General features: G+C 44.9%; 17 protein-coding genes. 1 reads left to right on the plus strand and 16 read right to left on the minus strand.

The window, feature by feature from the left end; translation table 11 throughout:
- Positions 1-29 precede the first annotated feature (29 nt).
- The 7 genes from BFU02S_RS04980 to BFU02S_RS05010 form a co-directional block, all read right to left on the minus strand.
- Positions 30-635 (minus strand): thymidine kinase, encoded by a 606-nt coding sequence (locus BFU02S_RS04980; RefSeq protein ID WP_066367419.1) that lies wholly within the window; start codon positions 633-635, stop codon positions 30-32.
- A 169-nt stretch (positions 636-804) separates the two neighbouring features.
- A complete protein-coding gene (rpmE, locus tag BFU02S_RS04985) occupies positions 805-1,011 on the minus strand; it encodes a 50S ribosomal protein L31 (protein ID WP_066367421.1) in 207 nt (68 codons plus the stop codon).
- A 156-nt stretch (positions 1,012-1,167) separates the two neighbouring features.
- The gene (gene rho / locus BFU02S_RS04990; protein ID WP_066367423.1) at positions 1,168-2,433 is read right to left on the minus strand and encodes a transcription termination factor Rho; all 1,266 of its coding nucleotides are present in this window, start codon (positions 2,431-2,433) and stop codon (positions 1,168-1,170) included.
- Between the two features lie 337 nt (positions 2,434-2,770).
- Positions 2,771-3,733, minus strand: a complete 963-nt coding sequence (gene glpX, locus BFU02S_RS04995; RefSeq protein WP_066367425.1) for a class II fructose-bisphosphatase — start codon at positions 3,731-3,733, stop codon at positions 2,771-2,773.
- A gap of 81 nt (positions 3,734-3,814) precedes the next feature.
- Positions 3,815-5,101 (minus strand): UDP-N-acetylglucosamine 1-carboxyvinyltransferase, encoded by a 1,287-nt coding sequence (gene murA / locus BFU02S_RS05000; RefSeq protein WP_066367427.1) that lies wholly within the window; start codon positions 5,099-5,101, stop codon positions 3,815-3,817.
- Positions 5,102-5,576: 475 nt separating this feature from the next.
- Complete coding sequence (locus BFU02S_RS05005; RefSeq protein ID WP_066367433.1) at positions 5,577-6,434, minus strand: class II fructose-bisphosphate aldolase; 858 nt, start codon at positions 6,432-6,434, stop codon at positions 5,577-5,579.
- Between the two features lie 236 nt (positions 6,435-6,670).
- Positions 6,671-7,042 carry a response regulator gene (locus BFU02S_RS05010; protein WP_066367435.1) on the minus strand — a complete coding sequence of 124 codons (372 nt, stop codon included), beginning with the start codon at positions 7,040-7,042 and terminating at the stop codon, positions 6,671-6,673.
- A gap of 147 nt (positions 7,043-7,189) precedes the next feature.
- Here BFU02S_RS05010 and BFU02S_RS05015 point away from each other — a divergent pair, with 147 nt between their 5' ends.
- Entirely contained in the window at positions 7,190-7,738 is a 549-nt protein-coding gene (locus tag BFU02S_RS05015; RefSeq protein ID WP_066367438.1) for a DUF2529 domain-containing protein, read from the plus strand.
- A 93-nt stretch (positions 7,739-7,831) separates the two neighbouring features.
- Here BFU02S_RS05015 and pyrG read toward each other — a convergent pair whose 3' ends face one another.
- The 9 genes from pyrG to BFU02S_RS05055 form a co-directional block, all read right to left on the minus strand.
- Positions 7,832-9,427: a CTP synthase gene (gene pyrG, locus BFU02S_RS05020; protein ID WP_066367440.1), complete on the minus strand. Its 1,596-nt coding sequence runs from the start codon at positions 9,425-9,427 to the stop codon at positions 7,832-7,834.
- 216 nt (positions 9,428-9,643) lie between these two features.
- The gene (rpoE, locus tag BFU02S_RS05025) at positions 9,644-10,213 is read right to left on the minus strand and encodes a DNA-directed RNA polymerase subunit delta (protein WP_066367446.1); all 570 of its coding nucleotides are present in this window, start codon (positions 10,211-10,213) and stop codon (positions 9,644-9,646) included.
- Positions 10,214-10,360: 147 nt separating this feature from the next.
- The gene (locus tag BFU02S_RS16645; protein WP_157075856.1) at positions 10,361-10,534 is read right to left on the minus strand and encodes a hypothetical protein; all 174 of its coding nucleotides are present in this window, start codon (positions 10,532-10,534) and stop codon (positions 10,361-10,363) included.
- Between the two features lie 300 nt (positions 10,535-10,834).
- Positions 10,835-14,080 carry a fused isobutyryl-CoA mutase/GTPase IcmF gene (icmF, locus tag BFU02S_RS05030; protein ID WP_066367454.1) on the minus strand — a complete coding sequence of 1,082 codons (3,246 nt, stop codon included), beginning with the start codon at positions 14,078-14,080 and terminating at the stop codon, positions 10,835-10,837.
- Between the two features lie 78 nt (positions 14,081-14,158).
- The gene (locus BFU02S_RS05035; RefSeq protein WP_066367456.1) at positions 14,159-14,794 is read right to left on the minus strand and encodes a TetR/AcrR family transcriptional regulator; all 636 of its coding nucleotides are present in this window, start codon (positions 14,792-14,794) and stop codon (positions 14,159-14,161) included.
- A gap of 13 nt (positions 14,795-14,807) precedes the next feature.
- Entirely contained in the window at positions 14,808-15,947 is a 1,140-nt protein-coding gene (locus BFU02S_RS05040; RefSeq protein ID WP_066367459.1) for an acyl-CoA dehydrogenase, read from the minus strand.
- Positions 15,948-16,138: 191 nt separating this feature from the next.
- The gene (locus tag BFU02S_RS05045; protein ID WP_066367461.1) at positions 16,139-17,269 is read right to left on the minus strand and encodes an acyl-CoA dehydrogenase; all 1,131 of its coding nucleotides are present in this window, start codon (positions 17,267-17,269) and stop codon (positions 16,139-16,141) included.
- 91 nt (positions 17,270-17,360) lie between these two features.
- A complete protein-coding gene (locus BFU02S_RS05050) occupies positions 17,361-18,212 on the minus strand; it encodes a 3-hydroxybutyryl-CoA dehydrogenase (protein WP_066367463.1) in 852 nt (283 codons plus the stop codon).
- Positions 18,213-18,315: 103 nt separating this feature from the next.
- Complete coding sequence (locus tag BFU02S_RS05055; RefSeq protein ID WP_066367469.1) at positions 18,316-19,503, minus strand: acetyl-CoA C-acetyltransferase; 1,188 nt, start codon at positions 19,501-19,503, stop codon at positions 18,316-18,318.
- Positions 19,504-19,581 lie beyond the last annotated feature (78 nt).

Raw genomic sequence — 19,581 nt, forward strand, 5'->3', positions numbered from 1 at the left:
CCCCAACATACATTTCCGATTAAAAATTTTCACACTCGGTTGACAGTTAAAGCTGGGCTTTTTTCCGGCACTTCGTGGTGATGGCGACAGCGCGGTTCATAGCTTTCAGCAGCACCGACCAAAATGACTGGATCATGATAGCTTGCCGGGCGGCCATCGATCAGACGCTGTGTCCGGCTTGCTGGCGATCCGCAGACAGCACAGACAGCCTGCAGTTTTGTGACATTTTCAGCAATCGCCATTAACGCCGGCATTGGACCAAACGGCTCACCGCGGAAATCTTGATCAAGTCCTGCTGCAACCACACGGTGACCACTATCTGCCAGCTGCTGTATAACTCTGACAATACCCTCGTCAAAGAATTGAACCTCATCGATCGCAATAACATCGATATCTGTTTCAACATGATGGAGAATCTCAATGGAATGAGAAATTGGCTTCGCACGAAAAGAAGCGCCATTATGGGAGACTATTGACTGCTCACTATAGCGATTATCCAGTTTTGGTTTAAATACCGCTATTTTTTGTTTCGCAAATTGAGCCCGCCTCACGCGGCGAATCAACTCCTCCGATTTCCCAGAAAACATACTGCCGCAGATTACCTCAACCCATCCGCTATGCTTCATTACATACATAAAAGCGCGTCTCCTTCCTCCGAACCCTTAACATCTTTATCTAAAATTTTCCGAGACAAAAGTATTATTAGCCAACAAAAAACAGGCAAGCCGAGTTCCTTCTTGCCTGTTTTTTGTACGTGAGCCTTCATCACAAATGAGGAAATTCCTCAGGGATGGAGGTTTCACATTATTGCTGTTTAAGGCCGTATTTTTTATTGAAACGGTCCACACGTCCGCCAGCTTCAGCGAATTTTTGACGTCCAGTATAGAACGGATGGCATTCTGAGCAAGTTTCTACGCGGATCGATTGTTTTACAGAGCCGCTTTCGAAAGTGTTGCCGCATGCACAAGTCACCGTTACTTTTTGATAATTTGGATGAATTCCTGCTTTCATTCTTTTCATCTCCTTCCGCCCTGAATCATTACGAAACAGAGTTATGGTTAAATGCTTGTCTAAAAACAAGCATTGCAATTTTTTAAAAACACACTGTAACTATTATAACAACGCAACTTCGCTTTTGCAAGCTGGGATTTTTTGAAAAGAATTTCTCTAAGATCGCCTAGATTTTAGTTCCTCCCCAAGCTGTTCGAAAAAATCTTCGTTTGACTTGGTTTGTTTTAATTTTTTCAAGAAACGTTCAGCAAAATCCGGAGAATCCGACATTGATTTCCGGATCGCCCATAATTTATCAAGATGGTCTTTTGGAATCAGCAATTCTTCCTTACGGGTACCCGAACGACGGATATCAAGCGCCGGGAAGATACGGCGTTCAGCAAGTGAACGGTCCAAATGCAACTCCATGTTACCGGTCCCTTTAAATTCCTCATAAATGACATCGTCCATCCGCGACCCTGTGTCAACCAATGCAGTCGCTAAAATCGTTAAGCTGCCGCCTTCTTCAATATTCCGGGCAGCCCCGAAGAAACGCTTCGGACGATGGAAGGCTGCTGGGTCAATCCCCCCAGATAATGTCCGGCCGCTTGGCGGAATGACCAAGTTGTATGCGCGTGCCAAACGAGTAATACTATCCATTAAAATGACAACATCCCGCTTATGTTCCACTAAGCGCATAGCCCGGTCCAAAACAAGTTCTGCGACTTTAATATGGTTTTCCGGCACCTCGTCAAACGTCGAGCTGACCACATCGCCAGCAACTGAGCGTTCAATATCCGTTACCTCTTCGGGACGCTCATCGATCAGGAGAACAATCAATTCTACATCAGGATGATTAGTAGAAATACTATTGGCAATTTCCTTTAACAACATCGTTTTCCCGGCCTTTGGCGGGGCGACAATCAGACCGCGCTGTCCAAAGCCAACCGGTGCGACTACATCCATAATTCTGGTGGATAAACGGTCAGGTGTTGTTTCAAGCTTCATTTGCCGGTTAGGATATAGCGGTGTTAAAGCCGGGAAGTAAACGCGTTCCTTCGCAGATTCCGGGTCTTCCCCATTTACAGCTTCGACATGAAGCAGGCCGAAATAGCGTTCATTTTCTTTCGGCGGCCGTACTTTGCCGGAAACTTTATCTCCATTTCGCAAGTCAAAGCGGCGGATTTGCGAAGCCGATATGTAAATATCTTCTGAGCTTGGCGAATAATTGATCGGGCGCAAGAAGCCAAAACCTTCCGATTGGATGATTTCGAGAACGCCTTCCATGAAGAAATAACCCTGCTGTTCGGCACGGGACTTTAAAATCGCAAAAATCAATTCTTTTTTCGTTAATTTGCTGTAATAGGTCACTTTATATTCGCGGGCAAGCTCATATAGTTCCTTCAGCTTCATATTTTCTAGGGTTGAAATTGTTAATTCCATGTGTACACCACTCTTTAAAATTTTTCCTTACTAACCGCTTTTTCTACGTCAGCGGGGATTTCAATAGATTAGAGGATTGGAAATAGAAGTTAATAGAAAGAAAAACGCAAATGCCTTATGATGCTGTTGAAATCTAATTTTAAATAGAAAGGCAGAAAAATAATTATAAATTATAATAAAACAATTTCTATTTTACCCTCTTAGTAAAAAATTAATCAACTAGATTTTTTCCTATTATTCGTTGGAATTTCTTTCCGGGAGGATTCCTCTTGAGGTTTGAAGTATTGGTGTCAGGCACCGCTGGAAAGCAATATGCTAATCAGCGGTGCTTGATCACCTATTTAATGACTAGGTTTGGTTTCTTCTTCAGACTATGTCTTCCTTCAACAAAGCGGACGGTACCAGACTTGGCCCGCATGACAACAGAATGGGTAGAGGCATGGGAGCCCTTGAATTGGACACCTCTTAGCAACTCTCCGTCGGTGACTCCTGTAGCAGCAAAGATCGCATCATCGCCTTTTACAAGGTCTTCCATACGAAGCACTTTATGAACATCTAAGCCCATTTTCTTACAGCGTTCAAGTTCTTCGTCATTTTGCGGAAGCAGTTTTCCGATTAATTCCCCGCCAAGACATTTTAGTGCAACCGCAGCTAGAACACCTTCAGGGGCGCCGCCGGAGCCAAACAGAATATCCACTCCCGTGTTATCGAATGCGGTATTGATGGCAGCAGCAACATCGCCGTTATCAATCAGCTTAATTCGTGCCCCTGCTTCGCGCAGTTGATGGATAATATGTTCATGGCGCGGACGGTTGAGTACGGTAGCCACTACATCCTCAATGTCTTTATTTTTCGCTTTTGCTACGGCCTTCAAGTTATCAATCACCGGAGCATCAATATCGATAAGTCCTACCGCTTCCGGTCCGACAGCAATTTTATCCATATACATATCTGGAGCATGCAGCAGATTGCCGTGGTCGGCAACGGCGACGACCGCCAAGGCATTCCAGCCGCCTGATGCCAAAATACTCGTCCCTTCGAGCGGGTCTACAGCTACGTCAACACGCGGTCCATAGCCAGATCCTAGTTTCTCACCGATATAGAGCATCGGTGCTTCATCCATTTCGCCTTCACCGATGACAACTGTTCCTTTCATTGGAACGGTGTCAAACACATCGCGCATCGCTGATGTTGCAGCGCCATCCGCTTCGTCTTTGTTGCCGCGGCCCATCCAACGTGCTGAAGCAAGAGCGGCTCCTTCTGTTACACGAACAAGCTCCATCGATAAACTTCTTTCCATTGCATCCCATCTCCCCATTTTTCCTGATTGCCTATTCTAATCTCTAATCCAAAAAGTTTCCCCAATCCGTAATTTTAGAAATTATATGTTTTTCAATTGTTCCACTTCTTCTTGTGTTAACGACTCACGCCAAATGGTCGCTCCAAGGCCATTTAGTTTTTCAACTAGATTACTGTAGCCGCGGTCAATATGATCAAGACCCGTTACTTCTGTGATCCCTTCTGCCATCAGACCAGCAATGAACAGTGCTGCTCCGGCCCTTAAGTCGCTCGCCTTTACTTTTGCTCCTTGAAGCTGGGCAGCTCCATTAATGATGGCTGAGCGTCCTTCTACTTTAATATTGGCGTTCATTCTTCTAAGTTCATCAATATGCTTGAAACGAGCACCATAAATGGTATCGGTTACAACACTTGTTCCGTGTGCCTTTGTTAAGAGTGTCGTAAATGGCTGCTGCAAATCTGTCGGAAAGCCTGGATATACGAGGGTTTTAATATCAACGGCTTTCAACTTCTCGGCACCGCTGACAAAAATCTGGTCGTCGCCTGACTCAATGCGAACTCCCATTTCCCTCAGCTTCGCCGTTAACGACTCTAAATGCTGAGGAATGACATTATCAATCAATATTCCGTCGCCGATGCCGGCAGCAAGAATCATATAAGTACCTGCTTCAATCCGATCTGGGATGATCGTATGACGGCAGCCGTTCAATTTGTCAACACCATCGATCCGAATAATATCCGTTCCAGCACCCTTGATTTTCGCCCCCATATTGGTCAGCAAGGTGGCGACATCAATAATTTCCGGCTCTTTTGCAGCATTTTCGATAATCGTTCGCCCTTTAGCCCGAACGGCAGCCAGCATGATGTTAATCGTCGCTCCGACACTGACGACATCAAGATAAATTCGGGCGCCGCGCAATTCGTCGGCACGCAGATAAATGGCACCCTGTTCGTTCGTAATTTTGGCACCTAATGCTTCAAAGCCTTTAATATGCTGATCAATCGGCCTCGGTCCCAAATGACAGCCGCCGGGAAGGCCAATAACTGCTTTTTTAAATCTGCCAAGCATTGCACCCATCAAATAGTAGGAAGCTCGCAGTTTTTTGACTTTTCCATTCGGAAGCGGCATGGAAACCATTGTTGATGGGTCAACCGTCATTTCATCGCTTGTTATTTGTACATTGCCACCGATTTCTTCAAGTAAATCTTTTAAGATTTCCACATCGGAGATATGCGGCAGTCCTTCGATGATAACTGGGGATTCTGCTAAAATCGTCGCAGGAATAAGAGCGACAGCACTGTTCTTGGCACCGCTGATTCGTACTGTTCCCTTTAACGGATATCCGCCCGCAATTTTGAGTTTTTCCATTTTCGACTCCCTTCTAAGCGCTAAGTCATTGGTATAGCCATTACTTTGTTAAAACTTCAAAAGGGTATATTTTAAAGGACAGCCGGCGAAACGCCGTTATCCCAATTAGAAAACCTATTTATGGTTTATTTTCCCAAGCGCAAATATCAAATTCCGACAGTTTGTCTAACTTATAGTTTACACGAAAAAATTATTTTCATGTATCTTTAACTAAAAATTACTCGAAAACGGAAAAACCTCACAAATGTTAGGCATCTGTCCAGGAATTCAGTCTTTAGAGACAATCGTAAATTTCTCCTCTAAACAGTTTCCATTGGCTGGTGAATGAAACCTGCCTCTTTCGACAAAGTTTTCAATCAACTTTTAACAGACTGAAACCGCCCTAAGATAAGGGCGGTTTTATTGTATCACATTTACAGCAAATGACAAAATGGACCAGAAAAAACATCATTCTCCAAATGTATCATACTTTAGTTTAAGCTTTGCCTGACGAACCGAATTCGCGCATTTTGCCAATAACGGTTTCTTTAATAGCATCGCGGGCAGGTCCTAAGTATTTACGCGGATCATACATGTCCGGATTTGCAGCTAATACTTCCCGGACGGTTTTTGCGGAAGCGATTTGATTTTCTGTGTTGACGTTAATTTTCGCTGTACCAAGTGAAATGGCTTTTTGGATATCTTTTGTTGGAATGCCGGTGCCGCCATGAAGAACAAGCGGAACGCCTGTTGCTTTTCCGATTTCCTCCATTTCTCTGAACCCAAGATTTGGTTCCCCTTTATAAGGACCATGAACAGAACCAAGAGCCGGAGCAAGGCAATCAATGCCTGTTTGTTTCACTAACTCTACACACTCGTTCAAATCAGCATAGATGATACCTTCGCCGATTACATCGTCTTCCTGTCCGCCGACTGTTCCAAGTTCTGCTTCAACAGAAACACCTTTGGAATGGGCGTACTCCACGACTTTAGAAGTAGTTGCAACGTTTTCTTCAAATGGATGGTGAGAAGCATCAATCATGACGGATGTAAATCCAGCATCTACTGCCTCTTTACATTTTTCAAAGCTGGAACCATGATCAAGGTGGATCGCCACTGGAACGGTAATTTTATAGTCTTCCATTAAGCCTTCTACCATTTTAACGACGGTTTTAAAGCCGCCCATATAGCGTCCAGCACCTTCGGAAACACCAAGGATTACCGGTGATTTTTCTGCTTCAGCAGCTAAGAGAATCGCCTGTGTGAACTCAAGGTTATTCAAGTTAAACTGGCCGACTGCATAACCTTCTGCTTTTGCTTTTTTCAGCATCTCTGTCATTGAAACTAAAGGCATTTCTATTCCTCCTTAGTATTGACCGAATCCTTTCAAAACAGGGTTTATCATATACATGGTTTCCCTCTATTTTAATGAATATGTATGTTTTCCGAAAAGAAACAGTCAGGTTAAATTCATATGTATCATATCAAAACAAGCTAAGAAATGCTATTAATCTAGCAGCATTTTGCAAACTGTCATATTGAAAGCGCTGATCATTTTCTTACTTTGCATCATGTGTGCCACAGCGTAAATTAATTCGTACGCTGCGGCAGATGCTTTCTTACAGCTGCACGAATATCATCAATGTCAAACGGCTTGGCAAAATGCATAATGGCTCCAAGAGCTTTCGCTTCTTTAATCATATCTAATTCTCCATAGGCGGTCATAATAATCACTCGAATGCCAGGGTCGATAACCTTCATCCTCTTTAAAATTTCAATTCCATCCATGCCAGGAATCTTCATGTCTAACAGAACAATATCCGGAGCATGCTTTTGAACAATATCCAGTGCCTGTGCACCGTTAGCGGCTTGAAATGTTTGATACCCTTCCTTTTGAAATACTTCATTTAGTAAAATTCGAATGCCAAACTGATCATCAACGATTAAAACTTTCTCTTTCATCCGTACGCCTCTTCTCAAATTAATAGATTCATACCCGTTTCTGTTTTCTCTTTATATAATTTCTACCTTTTAAGAAAAACTCCTTCTTATTTCAGGTGAAATTTTCACAAAAATGTCTATAATAAGAGGAGCAAAAGGGGGATAGTTATGATCAAAATGTTTGCAACTCAGCTGTTAGGGCTGTTTAAAAAAATATCGGAAACGGAAGAATTTTCATTTGAGGACGGAGCTAGGCTTTTAGCACAGGCGGCAATTGGCGATGGAGCTATTTATCTTTGGGGTTCCGGAGAAATGAAAGCCATCGTATTTGAAGCTCTTGAGGGAGCCGAACCATTACAGCAGGCAAAGGCATTAACGAAGGCAAACGAAGCTGAACTAACAGATGCTGACAGAGTACTGCTTTTCTCACGAACATCCAAGGATCCCGAGGCAATTGCCCTGGCGGAAAGACTCCGAGAACGAATGATTCCGTTTGTGGCGGTCTCTACGGTTCATCATACGGCCGGGGCGAATTCAGAAGCAGAAGAAGATCTGTCAGAACTTGCGGATGTACACATCGATTTACACCTGGCAAAAGGTCTCATCCCGGATGATGCAGGCAATCGTGTCGGCTATCCATCATCTATGGCAGGATTATTTGTTTATTACGGTTTGAAATTCACGATTGAAGAAATGTTAGCGGAATATGAAGAGTAATACAGCCGTCGATGCGGCTGTTTTTCTTTTGATTCTATAAAACGGTTTAAAAGACCAGCCCCCACAAGGCCAGAGGCTGGTTCTCCCAAAAACTTACTTCTGTAATGATGCTTTAATAAAATCGCGGAATAAGGCTTGCGGTCTTGTCGGTCTTGATACAAATTCCGGATGGAACTGTGAAGCGACAAACCAAGGATGATCTTTAATCTCAATAATCTCAACCAAGCGTCCGTCCGGGCTTGTTCCCGAAAAGACAAATCCAGATTCTTCCATCTCTTGGCGATATTCATTATTAAATTCATACCGGTGGCGGTGGCGCTCATATACTACAGTTTCTTCATACGCTTCGAATGCTTTCGTACCGGAAACAAGACGGCATGGATAAAGACCTAGTCTTAGTGTTCCGCCCATATCCTCCACATCTTTTTGTTCCGGAAGCAAATCGATAATTGGATGTTTCGTGTCTGGAACAAATTCCGAAGAATGTGCATCAGCATACCCCAGCACATTGCGGGCGTATTCAATCGTTGCCAGCTGCATGCCCAAGCAAATACCGAGGAACGGTTTCTTCTGCTCCCGAGCATAACGGATCGCTTCAATTTTCCCTTCAATCCCACGGTCGCCGAAGCCGCCTGGTACAAGTACCCCATCTACATCATGAAGCAATTGGGTAACATTCTCTGCATTTACTTGCTCAGAATTGATCCATTTCACCTCTACATCGGTATCAAAGGCATAACCGGCATGCTTCAATGCTTCAACAACAGAAATATAGGCATCTTGAAGCTCTACGTATTTGCCAACAAGGCCGATACGAACTTTTCCAGAAAGATTCAACACACGATCTACTAATATTTTCCATTCGTTCATATCCGCTTCCCTGGTTTGCAATTTCAAATGGTCGCAAACAATTTGGTCCATATTTTGCTCCTGCAATGCAAGCGGAATCGAATAAAGCGTATCAGCATCACGGCATTCAATCACAGCCTTTGCATCAATATCACAAAATAGGGCAATTTTATCTTTCATATCCTGTGAAATCGGCTTCTCCGTGCGAACAACAATAATATTAGGCTGGATTCCTAAGCTGCGCAGCTCCTTCACACTGTGCTGCGTCGGCTTTGTTTTCATTTCACCGGCCGCTTTAATATATGGAACCAATGTACAGTGGATGTATAACACATTTTCACTGCCGATATCACTTTTAATCTGGCGGATGGCCTCTAAAAATGGCAGTGATTCGATATCCCCGACGGTTCCTCCGATCTCGGTAATCACAACATCCGCATTCGTTTCCTTACCAGAGCGGAAAACACGTTCTTTAATTTCATTCGTGATATGCGGAATGACTTGAACAGTTGCCCCTAAGTAGTCACCACGGCGCTCTTTTCTTAATACAGCCGAATACACTTTACCTGTTGTCACGTTGCTGTACTTGTTTAAGTTGATATCAATAAAGCGCTCATAATGCCCTAAATCCAAATCGGTTTCCGCACCATCATCCGTTACAAACACTTCACCGTGCTGATAAGGGCTCATCGTTCCTGGGTCGACGTTAATATAGGGGTCAAATTTCTGAATCGTTACATTTAACCCGCGATTTTTCAATAATCTCCCTAATGATGCCGCTGTAATTCCTTTTCCGAGCGATGACACCACACCGCCAGTCACAAAAATATACTTAGTCATGAAGATTCCCCCTCTGATACAGTTTGTGCATAAATTTAATTGTTAAAGGGCTTTTTGAAAAAAAAGTAAAAACTCCAACACTCGGAGTTTAACTTATAAAATAAAAAGCGCTCCGCTTACACATCGGTAAGGGAGCGCATATTATCAAATATGGTATCGTTCCTTTTTTAAGGAGCCCAAAAAAGATAATACAAGCCTGAAGATAAAAAGTCAAGCCTACAAATCTTCTTCTTCGTCCTCATCGTCTAATTCATCATCTTCATCGTCAAGGGTTTCATCCAATTCATCATCAAGGGCGAAATCTTCCTCATCTTCGATCACATCATCGTCAAACTCGTCGACTTCGTCTACCTCATCAAAATCTTCATCTTCGTCGAGCAATTCATCTTCATCGTCGAAGACATCAAGATCTTCGTATTCTTCATCCTCAAGATCTTCGTAATCATCCAGATCCTCGATTTCATCATCGATAACCTTTTTGCCTTTCTTCCTCTTCGGTTTTACAGAGGTTACGATTTCTTCCTCTGCTGTATCAACAGGATACCAAACCCGAAGCCCCCAACGATTTTCTCCAAGGGAAAGGAAACGGCCATCAATATTGATATCCGTATAGAATTGGGCCAACCGTGCTCTCATTTCCTCTTCTGAAACCCCCGCAGCTTGTGCGATTTCATTCACAAGATCCATAAAGGCAATTGGCTGCTTACTGTTCTTCAAATATTCATAAGCCATTTCAATGAGGGATAACTCGCGTAATTCCTCTTTTGAGTATTGTGCTAAACTCAACTTCGGCACTTCCTTTCTCTATTTCACACTCTATTGATGAGTGATTAACGGACATTTGGAAGGAAATCTTCCGATAGACATATTCTTCATTATAAACAAATTCCTTCCGTTTATGCTAGTTTGAATTGCAGTTTGTCTTGATTTTTCTCATGTTCCGTCATTTTTCTTCTGTTTCTTTGTTTTTTTCCTTTCCTGCATTGCAATATAAAAAAAGAAAAGGGCCAGCAGAAGAAAAGAAATTGCTCCTAACTGACGCTGATATAAATAATATAATGGCCAAGCAAAAATAACTAGAACAATGATGACGATACTTGGTTTCATGAAAAACACCTTCTGTCGTAAGAAAAGTGCAAGGCGCCTGCCTAGCGGCGACAAGCACAAGACGAGCCGGAGAGAAGGCGCACTTTTAGCCTTCTTGACGGATCGGCTTGTGACCTCGAGCCGCTGGCGCCTCCGCCTAAAAGCTATCGCTTCTAGACGTGCGATGCTTATGCTGTCGAAGCTTTCCTTGTGGAGCTGGACAATTCTCGAAGTCAAAATTTATAAATATATCGTTAAGTAAAAAATACAATGGCCCGAAAGCCATTGTATCAAAAATCTCCGGAAACCTCGAATCTTTTTTTACATATTCCGACGGTATTGTCCGCCTACTTCATACAGGGCGCGGGTAATTTGACCGAGGCTTGCCACTTTCACCGTTTCCATCAGTTCGGCAAAAATGTTGCCGCCGCTGACAGCCACCTCCTTCAGGCGCTGTAATGCCGCTTGCGCTTCGTCCTTATGCTCTTCCTGGAAGGCACGCAAGTTTTGAATTTGCAGCTCCTTTTCTTCTTTTGTCGCACGTGCCAGTTCCATATTGTCTACGGCTTCTTCTGAAGGTGGATTCGGATTTAAATACGTATTGACACCGATGATCGGCAATTTGCCACTATGCTTTAACATTTCATAGTACATGGATTCATCCTGGATTTTGCCGCGCTGGTACTGGGTTTCCATCGCTCCGAGCACCCCGCCGCGGTCATTCAGCCGGTCAAACTCCGCTAGTACCGCTTCTTCCACAAGGTCGGTCAGCTCTTCGACAATAAACGAACCTTGAAGCGGATTTTCATTTTTCGTTAATCCATGCTCTTTTGTAATAATCATTTGAATCGCCATCGCCCTTCTTACCGATTCTTCGGTCGGTGTGGTGATTGCTTCATCGTAAGCATTGGTATGGAGCGAATTGCAGTTATCATGCAGCGCCATTAATGCCTGCAAAGTGGTGCGGATATCATTAAAATCAATCTCCTGGGCATGGAGTGAGCGGCCTGAAGTCTGCACATGGTATTTCAACTTCTGGCTACGCTCATTGGCCCCGTATTTTTCCCGCATGACGATCGCCCAAATGCGGCGCGCCACACGTCCGATTACCGTATACTCCGGATCAAGACCATTTGAGAAGAAGAAGGATAAGTTTGGCGCAAAATCATCAATTTTCATGCCGCGGCTCAAATAATATTCCACATAGGTGAAGCCATTGGACAAAGTGAACGCAAGCTGCGAGATCGGGTTCGCCCCCGCTTCCGCAATGTGATAGCCGGAAATCGACACTGAATAATAGTTCCGCACTTGATGATCGATGAAATACTGCTGGATATCGCCCATCATTCTTAATGCAAACTCGGTTGAAAAAATACATGTGTTTTGTCCCTGATCTTCTTTTAAGATATCAGCCTGTACCGTACCGCGTACGGTTTTTAACGTATACGCTTTCACTTCAGCGAATTCTTCCACTGTCAGCAAGCGGCCAAGCTCAGCTTCTTTCTTCTTCACCTGCTGGTCAATTGCAGTATTCATAAACATCGCCAGAATAATCGGTGCCGGACCATTAATCGTCATCGATACCGAGGTTGACGGATGGCATAAATCAAAGCCTTCGTACAATTTCTTCATGTCATCCAACGTACAAATGCTGACTCCGCTTTCGCCAACTTTTCCGTAAATATCTGGCCGCCAGTCCGGATCCTCGCCATATAATGTGACCGAATCAAACGCTGTGCTTAAGCGCTTGGCGGTGTCGTCTTTCGATAAGTAGTGGAAACGGCGATTCGTACGCTCCGGAGTGCCCTCGCCGGCAAATTGGCGTTTCGGGTCCTCTCCTTCCCGCTTGAACGGGAACACTCCTGCCGTATACGGGAAGGAGCCCGGCACGTTCTCACGGTATACCCAGCGGAGGATTTCACCGTAGTCTTTATATTTCGGCAAGACCACTTTTGGAATATCAAGGCCGGATAAACTTTTTGTTTTTAAAACGGTGATGATTTCTTTATCGCGAATGCGAGTCACAAACTTTTCTCCCGCATATGCCTGTTTCGTTTGCTCCCACGTAGCGAGAATTCGTTTTGATTCGAGTGTTAATTTTGCTTCTGTTTCCTGCTTAATGGCTTCCAAAGCTGCTTTGATCTTCTCGTCAGTTACTGCTTCAATCGCACCTTCGAGCTGGAACAGCTTCCGTGCAATATTGGCTTGCTCTTCCGCTTTTTTATGATATTGACGGACGGTTTCAGAGATTTCTCTTAAATAATAACGGCGGTCCGTCGGGATGATGACATTTTGTTTTTCGACTTCAGCCTTTTTGTTATAGGAAGTAACCCAGCCGGTGTACATTTTTTCATTAATTTTTTCGATAAGGGCGGCAAACAATGCGTTTGTGCCTGTATCGTTGAACTGGCTGGCAATCGTGCCGTAGACTGGCATTTCGTTAATGTCCTTTTCAAACAGCATGTGGCTGCGCTGATACTGCTTTTGTACCTGGCGCTTTGCATCTTCCGAACCTTTGCGCTCAAATTTATTAATGACGATGAGATCAGCGAAATCAATCATATCGATTTTCTCAAGCTGTGACGGCGCTCCGAACTCGCTCGTCATGACATACATGGAAATATCACAGATTTCCGTAATTTCAGCGTCGCCCTGGCCAATGCCGCTCGTTTCTACAATCACAAGATCAAAGCCGGCTGCTTTTACTACTGAGACGGCATCCTTAATCGCAAGCGACAGTTCGTTTTTCGAACGCCTTGTGGCAAGGCTTCTCATATATACATTCGGTGAAAAAATCGCGTTCATGCGAATCCGGTCGCCCAAGAGTGCGCCTCCCGTTTTTTGCTTTGTCGGGTCGACAGACAAAATCGCAACTTTTTTATCGGGAAATTCATTGATGAAACGGCGGATTAACTCGTCAGTCAGCGAGCTTTTGCCGGCACCGCCTGTTCCGGTGATTCCGAGCACCGGTATTTTCTTCTCAAGTGATTTCACTCTATTCAGCGCTGCTTCCGCGGTGGCAGCCGCTTGTGAGTTTGTATCGACATGCAGCTCCGCCAGCGTGATCAGCTTCGCAATGGCAGTGACATCTCCTGACGAAAGCTTTTCGATTTGATGAATAGTCGTTTCATCGACTGTGGAGAAATCACATTCCTCTATCATTTGATCAATCATCCCCTGAAGCCCAAGCTTTCGCCCGTCTTCCGGTGAAAAAATACGGGCGATCCCATACTCATGAAGCTCTCTAATTTCCTTCGGAATGATCACTCCGCCGCCTCCGCCATAAATGCGAATGTGCGGCGCCCCTTTTTCTTTTAATAAATCGTACATGTATTTAAAGTATTCCACATGACCGCCTTGGTAGGAGGAGACTGCAATCCCCTGTACATCCTCTTGAATCGCGGCATTGACAACCTCCTCCACCGAACGGTTATGGCCAAGGTGAATGACCTCTGCACCGCTCGCCTGAAGAATTCGCCGCATGATGTTGATGGAGGCATCATGGCCGTCGAACAAACTTGATGCCGTGACAAAACGGATATGGTGCTTTGGCTGATATTTTCCCATCCTCTTTCCTCCTATTCTTTCATTTTCCGTTTGCCAGCTTTATTTCTTTTCACAAGCCAACCTATTTTCGAAGATTTTCTAGCTCTTCCCGTGAAGCTGTCCCAAGCCGGAAAATAAAACTTGCGTCTGCAGGTCAATGTACTCTTCCAACGTAAATAATTTTCTTAACGCCCATCGGCGGAAAGCCCACATCTGACCTTGGACAAAAATATCATGAGCAATGATTTTCACCTGTTTTTCCGTTATACTAAGCTCGCCATTTTCTACACAGTCATTCAGCAGGTTTTCAAACATGGCGACCATTTCGATTTCCTTTTTTAACACATAGGGCAGAGCATCCTTTGATAGCGATTTGACTTCTTGATACATGATGAGAACTTCTTCCTGCATTTCATCCATCACGTGATAGAAATTAGCAATTCCTACCTTCAAGCTCTCAAGGGTTCCTTTTTTATGATCCAGCGCCTGGTCGAGCCGCTCGCGGACATGGTCATAAATTTGATCACATACAAGATACAGCACATCTTCTTTCGTACGGATGTATTCATAAAGCGTCCCTATGCTGAACCCAGCAGCCTTCGCAATTTCCCTGGTTGTTGTCCGATGAAATCCCTTTTGCTTAAAAAGGGCTACCGCTCCTTTAATCATCTGCTCGCGCCGTTTCTGTACAAGGCGCTCATCTTTGACTGAAGCATGTACCTCCCGCTTTGTCATTCTTTTGCCATCCTTACTTTGTTAACATTCTAGAAATAACAAGGCGCTGAATTTCCTGCGTACCTTCATATATTTGCGTAATTTTCGCATCGCGCATAAACCTCTCTACCGGGTAATCCTTTGTATATCCGTAACCGCCGAAAATTTGAACCGCTTCGGTTGTGACCTTCATCGCCGTATCGCCCGCAAATAGCTTCGACATCGCCGATTCTTTGCCGTATGGCAGTCCGTTTGATTCGAGCCATGCAGCCTGGTAGGTTAATAGTCTTGATGCTTCAACGGCCGTTGCCATATCTGCCAGCTTGAAGCTGATTCCCTGATTTGCTGCAATTGGTTTGCCGAATTGGTGACGTTCTTTCGCATACTCCACTGCGGCGTCAAGTGCACCTTGAGCAATCCCGACAGCTTGTGCCGCGATGCCGTTGCGGCCGCCATCAAGCGTCATCATGGCAATTTTAAAGCCCTGGCCTTCTTCCCCAAGGCGGTTTTCCACCGGAACCTTGCAATCTTCAAAAATAATTTCAGTTGTCGGTGACGAACGAATACCGAGTTTCTTTTCTTTTTTGCCGACAGAGAAGCCCGGGAAATCTTTTTCAATAATGAATGCGGTAGTGCCCCGTTGACGGCTTGCCGGATCTGTTAAGGCAAAAACGACATAAATGTCGGCCTCGCCGCCGTTCGTGATGAAAATTTTGGAACCGTTTAACACATAATGATCACCTTCAAGACGGGCCGTCGTTCTCATTCCGCCGGCATCAGAGCCGCTGCCAGGTTCCGTTAAACCATATGCACCGATTTTTGTTCCTTCTGCCAATGGACGAAGGTACTTTTGCTTTTGTTCTTCCGTGCCAAATTTATAAATCGGCCAGCTGGCTAGTGAAGTGTGGGCGGAGAGTGTTACACCGATAGAGGAATCAACGCGGGATAACTCCTCTACTGCAATACAGTAAGCAAGATAATCGCTGCCAATGCCTCCATACTCTTCCGGCCATGGAATCCCCGTTAAGCCTAGCTCCGCCATTTTATCAAAAAGCCCGCGGTCAAAACGCTCATTCTCATCACGCTCTGCAGCCGTCGGCGCTACTTCATTCCGGGCAAAATCCCGTACCATCTTCCTAATCATTTCATGTTCTTCAGTTAATTGAAAATTCATCTTCTAGTCCTCCCCTTCTTAAAAAGCACAATACAAACTCAAGCAGCAGCCCCATTTACATGAGGGTATAGCACGCTGATATCAACATGATTGGAGATATATCAACAAATTTTTCACGGATATCGACACATTCTAGCCGATATCGACACATTTTTTTAATGTATCAACAATTTTTAAGCAACCTGCCCAGCTTAAAGAAACTTACTAATCACAATCCGCTGAATCTCACTCGTTCCTTCGTAAATTTCTGTTACCTTGGCATCGCGGAAGTACCGTTCTACCGGATAATCCTCTGTGTATCCATAACCGCCAAATACTTGAATGGCCTCTGTTGCTACTTCAACTGCGGTTCGGGTGGCAAACAGCTTCGCCATAGAGGCTTCCATGCTACATTTCTGCCCCATGCTTCTCAAGTCAGCTGCATGGTAGACAAGCAGCCTTGCCGCTTCTACACTTGTCGCCATATCGGCCAGCTTAAAGGCAATTCCTTGCTGGGCAATAATCCGCTTGCCAAATTGCTTACGTTCATTAGCGTAGGCAGTTGCGGCTGACAGTGCGGCCTCTGCAATTCCTAAAGCCTGGGCAGCGATGCCGATGCGGCCGACATCGAGGTTGGCCATAGCAATTTTAAACCCTTCTCCTTCCTGTCCAAGCAAGTTCTCAACCGGTATTCGCATATCTTCGAAAGTAAGCTGTACCGTTCTTGAACCATGCAGCCCCATTTTCTTTTCATCTTTGCCAACCACAAGACCCGGGGTATTTTTTTCCACAATAAAAGCGGAAATTCCTTTACTGCAAAGTACGGGATTGGTTTTCGCAAACACAATATACACATCCGCTTCTCCGCCATTGGTAATGAAAACCTTGGAACCATTGATAAGGTAATGATCACCGTCACGGACTGCGCGGGATTTTAATGAAGCTGCATCAGATCCGGAACTTGGCTCTGTTAAGCAAAATGCCCCTAAATATTCACCCGAGGCCAGTTTCGGCACATATTTGCGTTTCTGTTCTTCCGTTCCAAAATACAAAATGGGATTGGTGCCGACCGATGTATGCACAGATAAAATCACACCCATCGTAGCACTGACCCGGGACAGTTCGTTAATGGCGATAATATAGGAGGTAAAATCCATCTCAGCACCGCCATATTCCTGCGGAACAGGAATGCCCATAAGGCCAAGCTCACCCATTTTCCGAAGAATTGGGCCCGGGAATTCTCCATTTTCCATTTTTTCAATAAACGGTGCAATTTCGCTGGCGGCAAAATCGCGAACCATCTTGCGCATCATTTCTTGTTCTTCCGTAAATTTGAGTTTCATGTTGTTCTCCCCTTTTGGAGTTTGTAAAATGGCCCTCAAAATCTTTGTTTGAAGATGAATAGAATTAGTGGTGCGCCTTATGATGTGCGCTCTATTCGTACGTATAAAAACCGCGGCCCGTCTTCTTGCCGAGCCAGCCTGCTTTCACATATTTACGCAGGAGCGGACATGGGCGATATTTATCGTCTCCAAAGCCTTCATGGAGTGTCTCCATAATGTACAAGCATGTATCAAGACCGATAAAATCTGCTAATGTCAGCGGGCCCATTGGGTGATTCATGCCGAGCTTCATCACTTCATCAATGGCTTCCTTCGTAGCGACACCTTCATATAATGTATAAATGGCTTCATTAATCATCGGCATCAGCACCCGATTAGATACAAAACCTGGAAAATCATTGACTTCAACCGGCACTTTCTTTAATGTTTTCGTCATCTCTTCAATTACTTGATATACTTCATCAGCCGTTGCCAAACCACGAATAATTTCAACCAGCTTCATGACCGGCACCGGATTCATAAAATGCATGCCGATGACTTTCTCCGGACGTTTTGTCACAGCAGCAATTTCCGTAATTGGCAGGGAGGATGTATTGCTGGCCAATATCGTATGGGCCGGGGCAAATTCATCCAGTTGGGCAAAAATTTTGGACTTGATTTCCATATTTTCAACAGCCGCTTCAATGACAAGGTCAACATCCTTTGCATCTGACAGATCCGTTGATGGAATAAGGAGACCTAATACGTCCTGTTTTTCTTCAGCTGTCATCCGGCCCTTTTCCACATTCCGGGATAAATTTTTATTGATGACACCTAAACCACGTTCAATTAATTCCTGTTTTAAGTCATTTAACAGCACTTGATAGCCTGCTTGGGCACAAACTTGAGCAATCCCTGAGCCCATTTGTCCGGCACCTACTACCATTACTTTTGAAACATTCATGTTTTCCCCTCCACCTGCAGGCTGCATCCTGCTTTTTTAAAAAGTTAGGCCTGTTTATTTGCGTAAAAACTGATGATATTTGCGAATATACGATTCAATGATTCTACGCCTTTGGCACTTCGATCATAATCGCATCGCCCTGGCCGCCTCCTGAGCAAATCGCGGCAATCCCGATTCCACCGCCGCGGCGCTTCAATTCATGCATCAAGGTAATAATAATACGCGCACCGCTCGCCCCAATCGGGTGCCCTAAGGCGACCGCACCGCCGTTCACATTGACTTTTTCCGGATCCAAACCGGCAATCTGCCCGCTCGCTAACGCTACAGCAGCAAAAGCCTCATTGATTTCAAATAGGTCAATTTCCGCCAAAGACCGACCGGTTTTCCGTAAAATTTCATTTATCACAAGACCTGGTGTTTGCGGGAAGTGCTTTGCTTCAACTGCAATTGCAGCCTGGCCAATAATGACAGCTTCTGCTTTGCGGCCTTCACGTATAGCCCGTTCCTCACTCATCAGTACAAGCGCGCCGGCACCGTCATTGACCCCTGGAGCATTACCGGCTGTAATCGTCCCTTCTCCGTTAAAGGCCGGCCCAAGCTTTGCCAGTTTTTCTAATGAGGTGTCTTTTCTTGGTGCTTCATCCTCTTTAATCACGACCGGAGCACCTTTTCTCTGCGGAACTTCCACAGCGACTATTTCTTCAGCGAACTTGCCGGACTCGATGGCGGCAATTGCCCGCTGATGGCTTCTTAAAGCCCATTCATCCTGGGCTTCGCGGCTGATGTTCATCTCTTCTGCCGTCAAATTCCCGTAAGTCCCCATATGAACGCCAGTAAAGCTGCAGCTTAACCCGTCATGAATCATTAAATCCTGTACGGCGCCGTCGCCCATGCGCAGGCCCCATCTTGCTTTTGGCAAAATATACGGCGCGCTCGACATGGACTCCATGCCTCCGGCCACAATGACCTCTTCATCACCGAGGCGGATGATTTGGTCAGCAAGCGTAACACTTCGCAGACCGGAAGCACAGACTTTGTTAATCGTTTCCGTCTTCACTTCCCACGGCAGTCCTGCTTCCCGAGCCGCCTGGCGGGATGGGATCTGCCCCTGGCCTCCTTGTAAGACCGTTCCAAAAATAACCTCTTGGACGTCTTCTGGTGCCACATCTGCCCGCTTTAGCGCTTCCTTAATCGCAACCCCTCCAAGCTGTGCAGCCGTAAGACTGCTTAACGCGCCGCCAAATTTACCAAAAGGCGTTCTAACTCCACTTAAAATGACTGTTCTCCCCATATTAAACACTCTCCCTATCTAAATAATCATGCATGTTCAATTGACTGAACGCTCGCTCAATACTTGGTCAAAAAAACA

Source organism: Neobacillus fumarioli NBRC 102428, assembly GCF_001591485.1.
GTDB classification, from domain to species: Bacteria; Bacillota; Bacilli; order Bacillales; family Cytobacillaceae; genus Neobacillus; species Neobacillus fumarioli.

Coding starts and splice junctions, on each gene's coding strand:
- BFU02S_RS04980 (WP_066367419.1), bottom strand. CDS start 635: ATGTATGTAATGAAGCATAGCGGATGGGTTGAGGTAATCTGCGGCAGT.
- rpmE (WP_066367421.1), bottom strand. CDS start 1,011: ATGAAAGCAGGAATTCATCCAAATTATCAAAAAGTAACGGTGACTTGT.
- rho (WP_066367423.1), bottom strand. CDS start 2,433: ATGGAATTAACAATTTCAACCCTAGAAAATATGAAGCTGAAGGAACTA.
- glpX (WP_066367425.1), bottom strand. CDS start 3,733: ATGGAAAGAAGTTTATCGATGGAGCTTGTTCGTGTAACAGAAGGAGCC.
- murA (WP_066367427.1), bottom strand. CDS start 5,101: ATGGAAAAACTCAAAATTGCGGGCGGATATCCGTTAAAGGGAACAGTA.
- BFU02S_RS05005 (WP_066367433.1), bottom strand. CDS start 6,434: ATGCCTTTAGTTTCAATGACAGAGATGCTGAAAAAAGCAAAAGCAGAA.
- BFU02S_RS05010 (WP_066367435.1), bottom strand. CDS start 7,042: ATGAAAGAGAAAGTTTTAATCGTTGATGATCAGTTTGGCATTCGAATT.
- BFU02S_RS05015 (WP_066367438.1), top strand. CDS start 7,190: ATGATCAAAATGTTTGCAACTCAGCTGTTAGGGCTGTTTAAAAAAATA.
- pyrG (WP_066367440.1), bottom strand. CDS start 9,427: ATGACTAAGTATATTTTTGTGACTGGCGGTGTGGTGTCATCGCTCGGA.
- BFU02S_RS16645 (WP_157075856.1), bottom strand. CDS start 10,534: ATGAAACCAAGTATCGTCATCATTGTTCTAGTTATTTTTGCTTGGCCA.
- icmF (WP_066367454.1), bottom strand. CDS start 14,080: ATGGGAAAATATCAGCCAAAGCACCATATCCGTTTTGTCACGGCATCA.
- BFU02S_RS05035 (WP_066367456.1), bottom strand. CDS start 14,794: ATGACAAAGCGGGAGGTACATGCTTCAGTCAAAGATGAGCGCCTTGTA.
- BFU02S_RS05040 (WP_066367459.1), bottom strand. CDS start 15,947: ATGAATTTTCAATTAACTGAAGAACATGAAATGATTAGGAAGATGGTA.
- BFU02S_RS05045 (WP_066367461.1), bottom strand. CDS start 17,269: ATGAAACTCAAATTTACGGAAGAACAAGAAATGATGCGCAAGATGGTT.
- BFU02S_RS05050 (WP_066367463.1), bottom strand. CDS start 18,212: ATGAATGTTTCAAAAGTAATGGTAGTAGGTGCCGGACAAATGGGCTCA.
- BFU02S_RS05055 (WP_066367469.1), bottom strand. CDS start 19,503: ATGGGGAGAACAGTCATTTTAAGTGGAGTTAGAACGCCTTTTGGTAAA.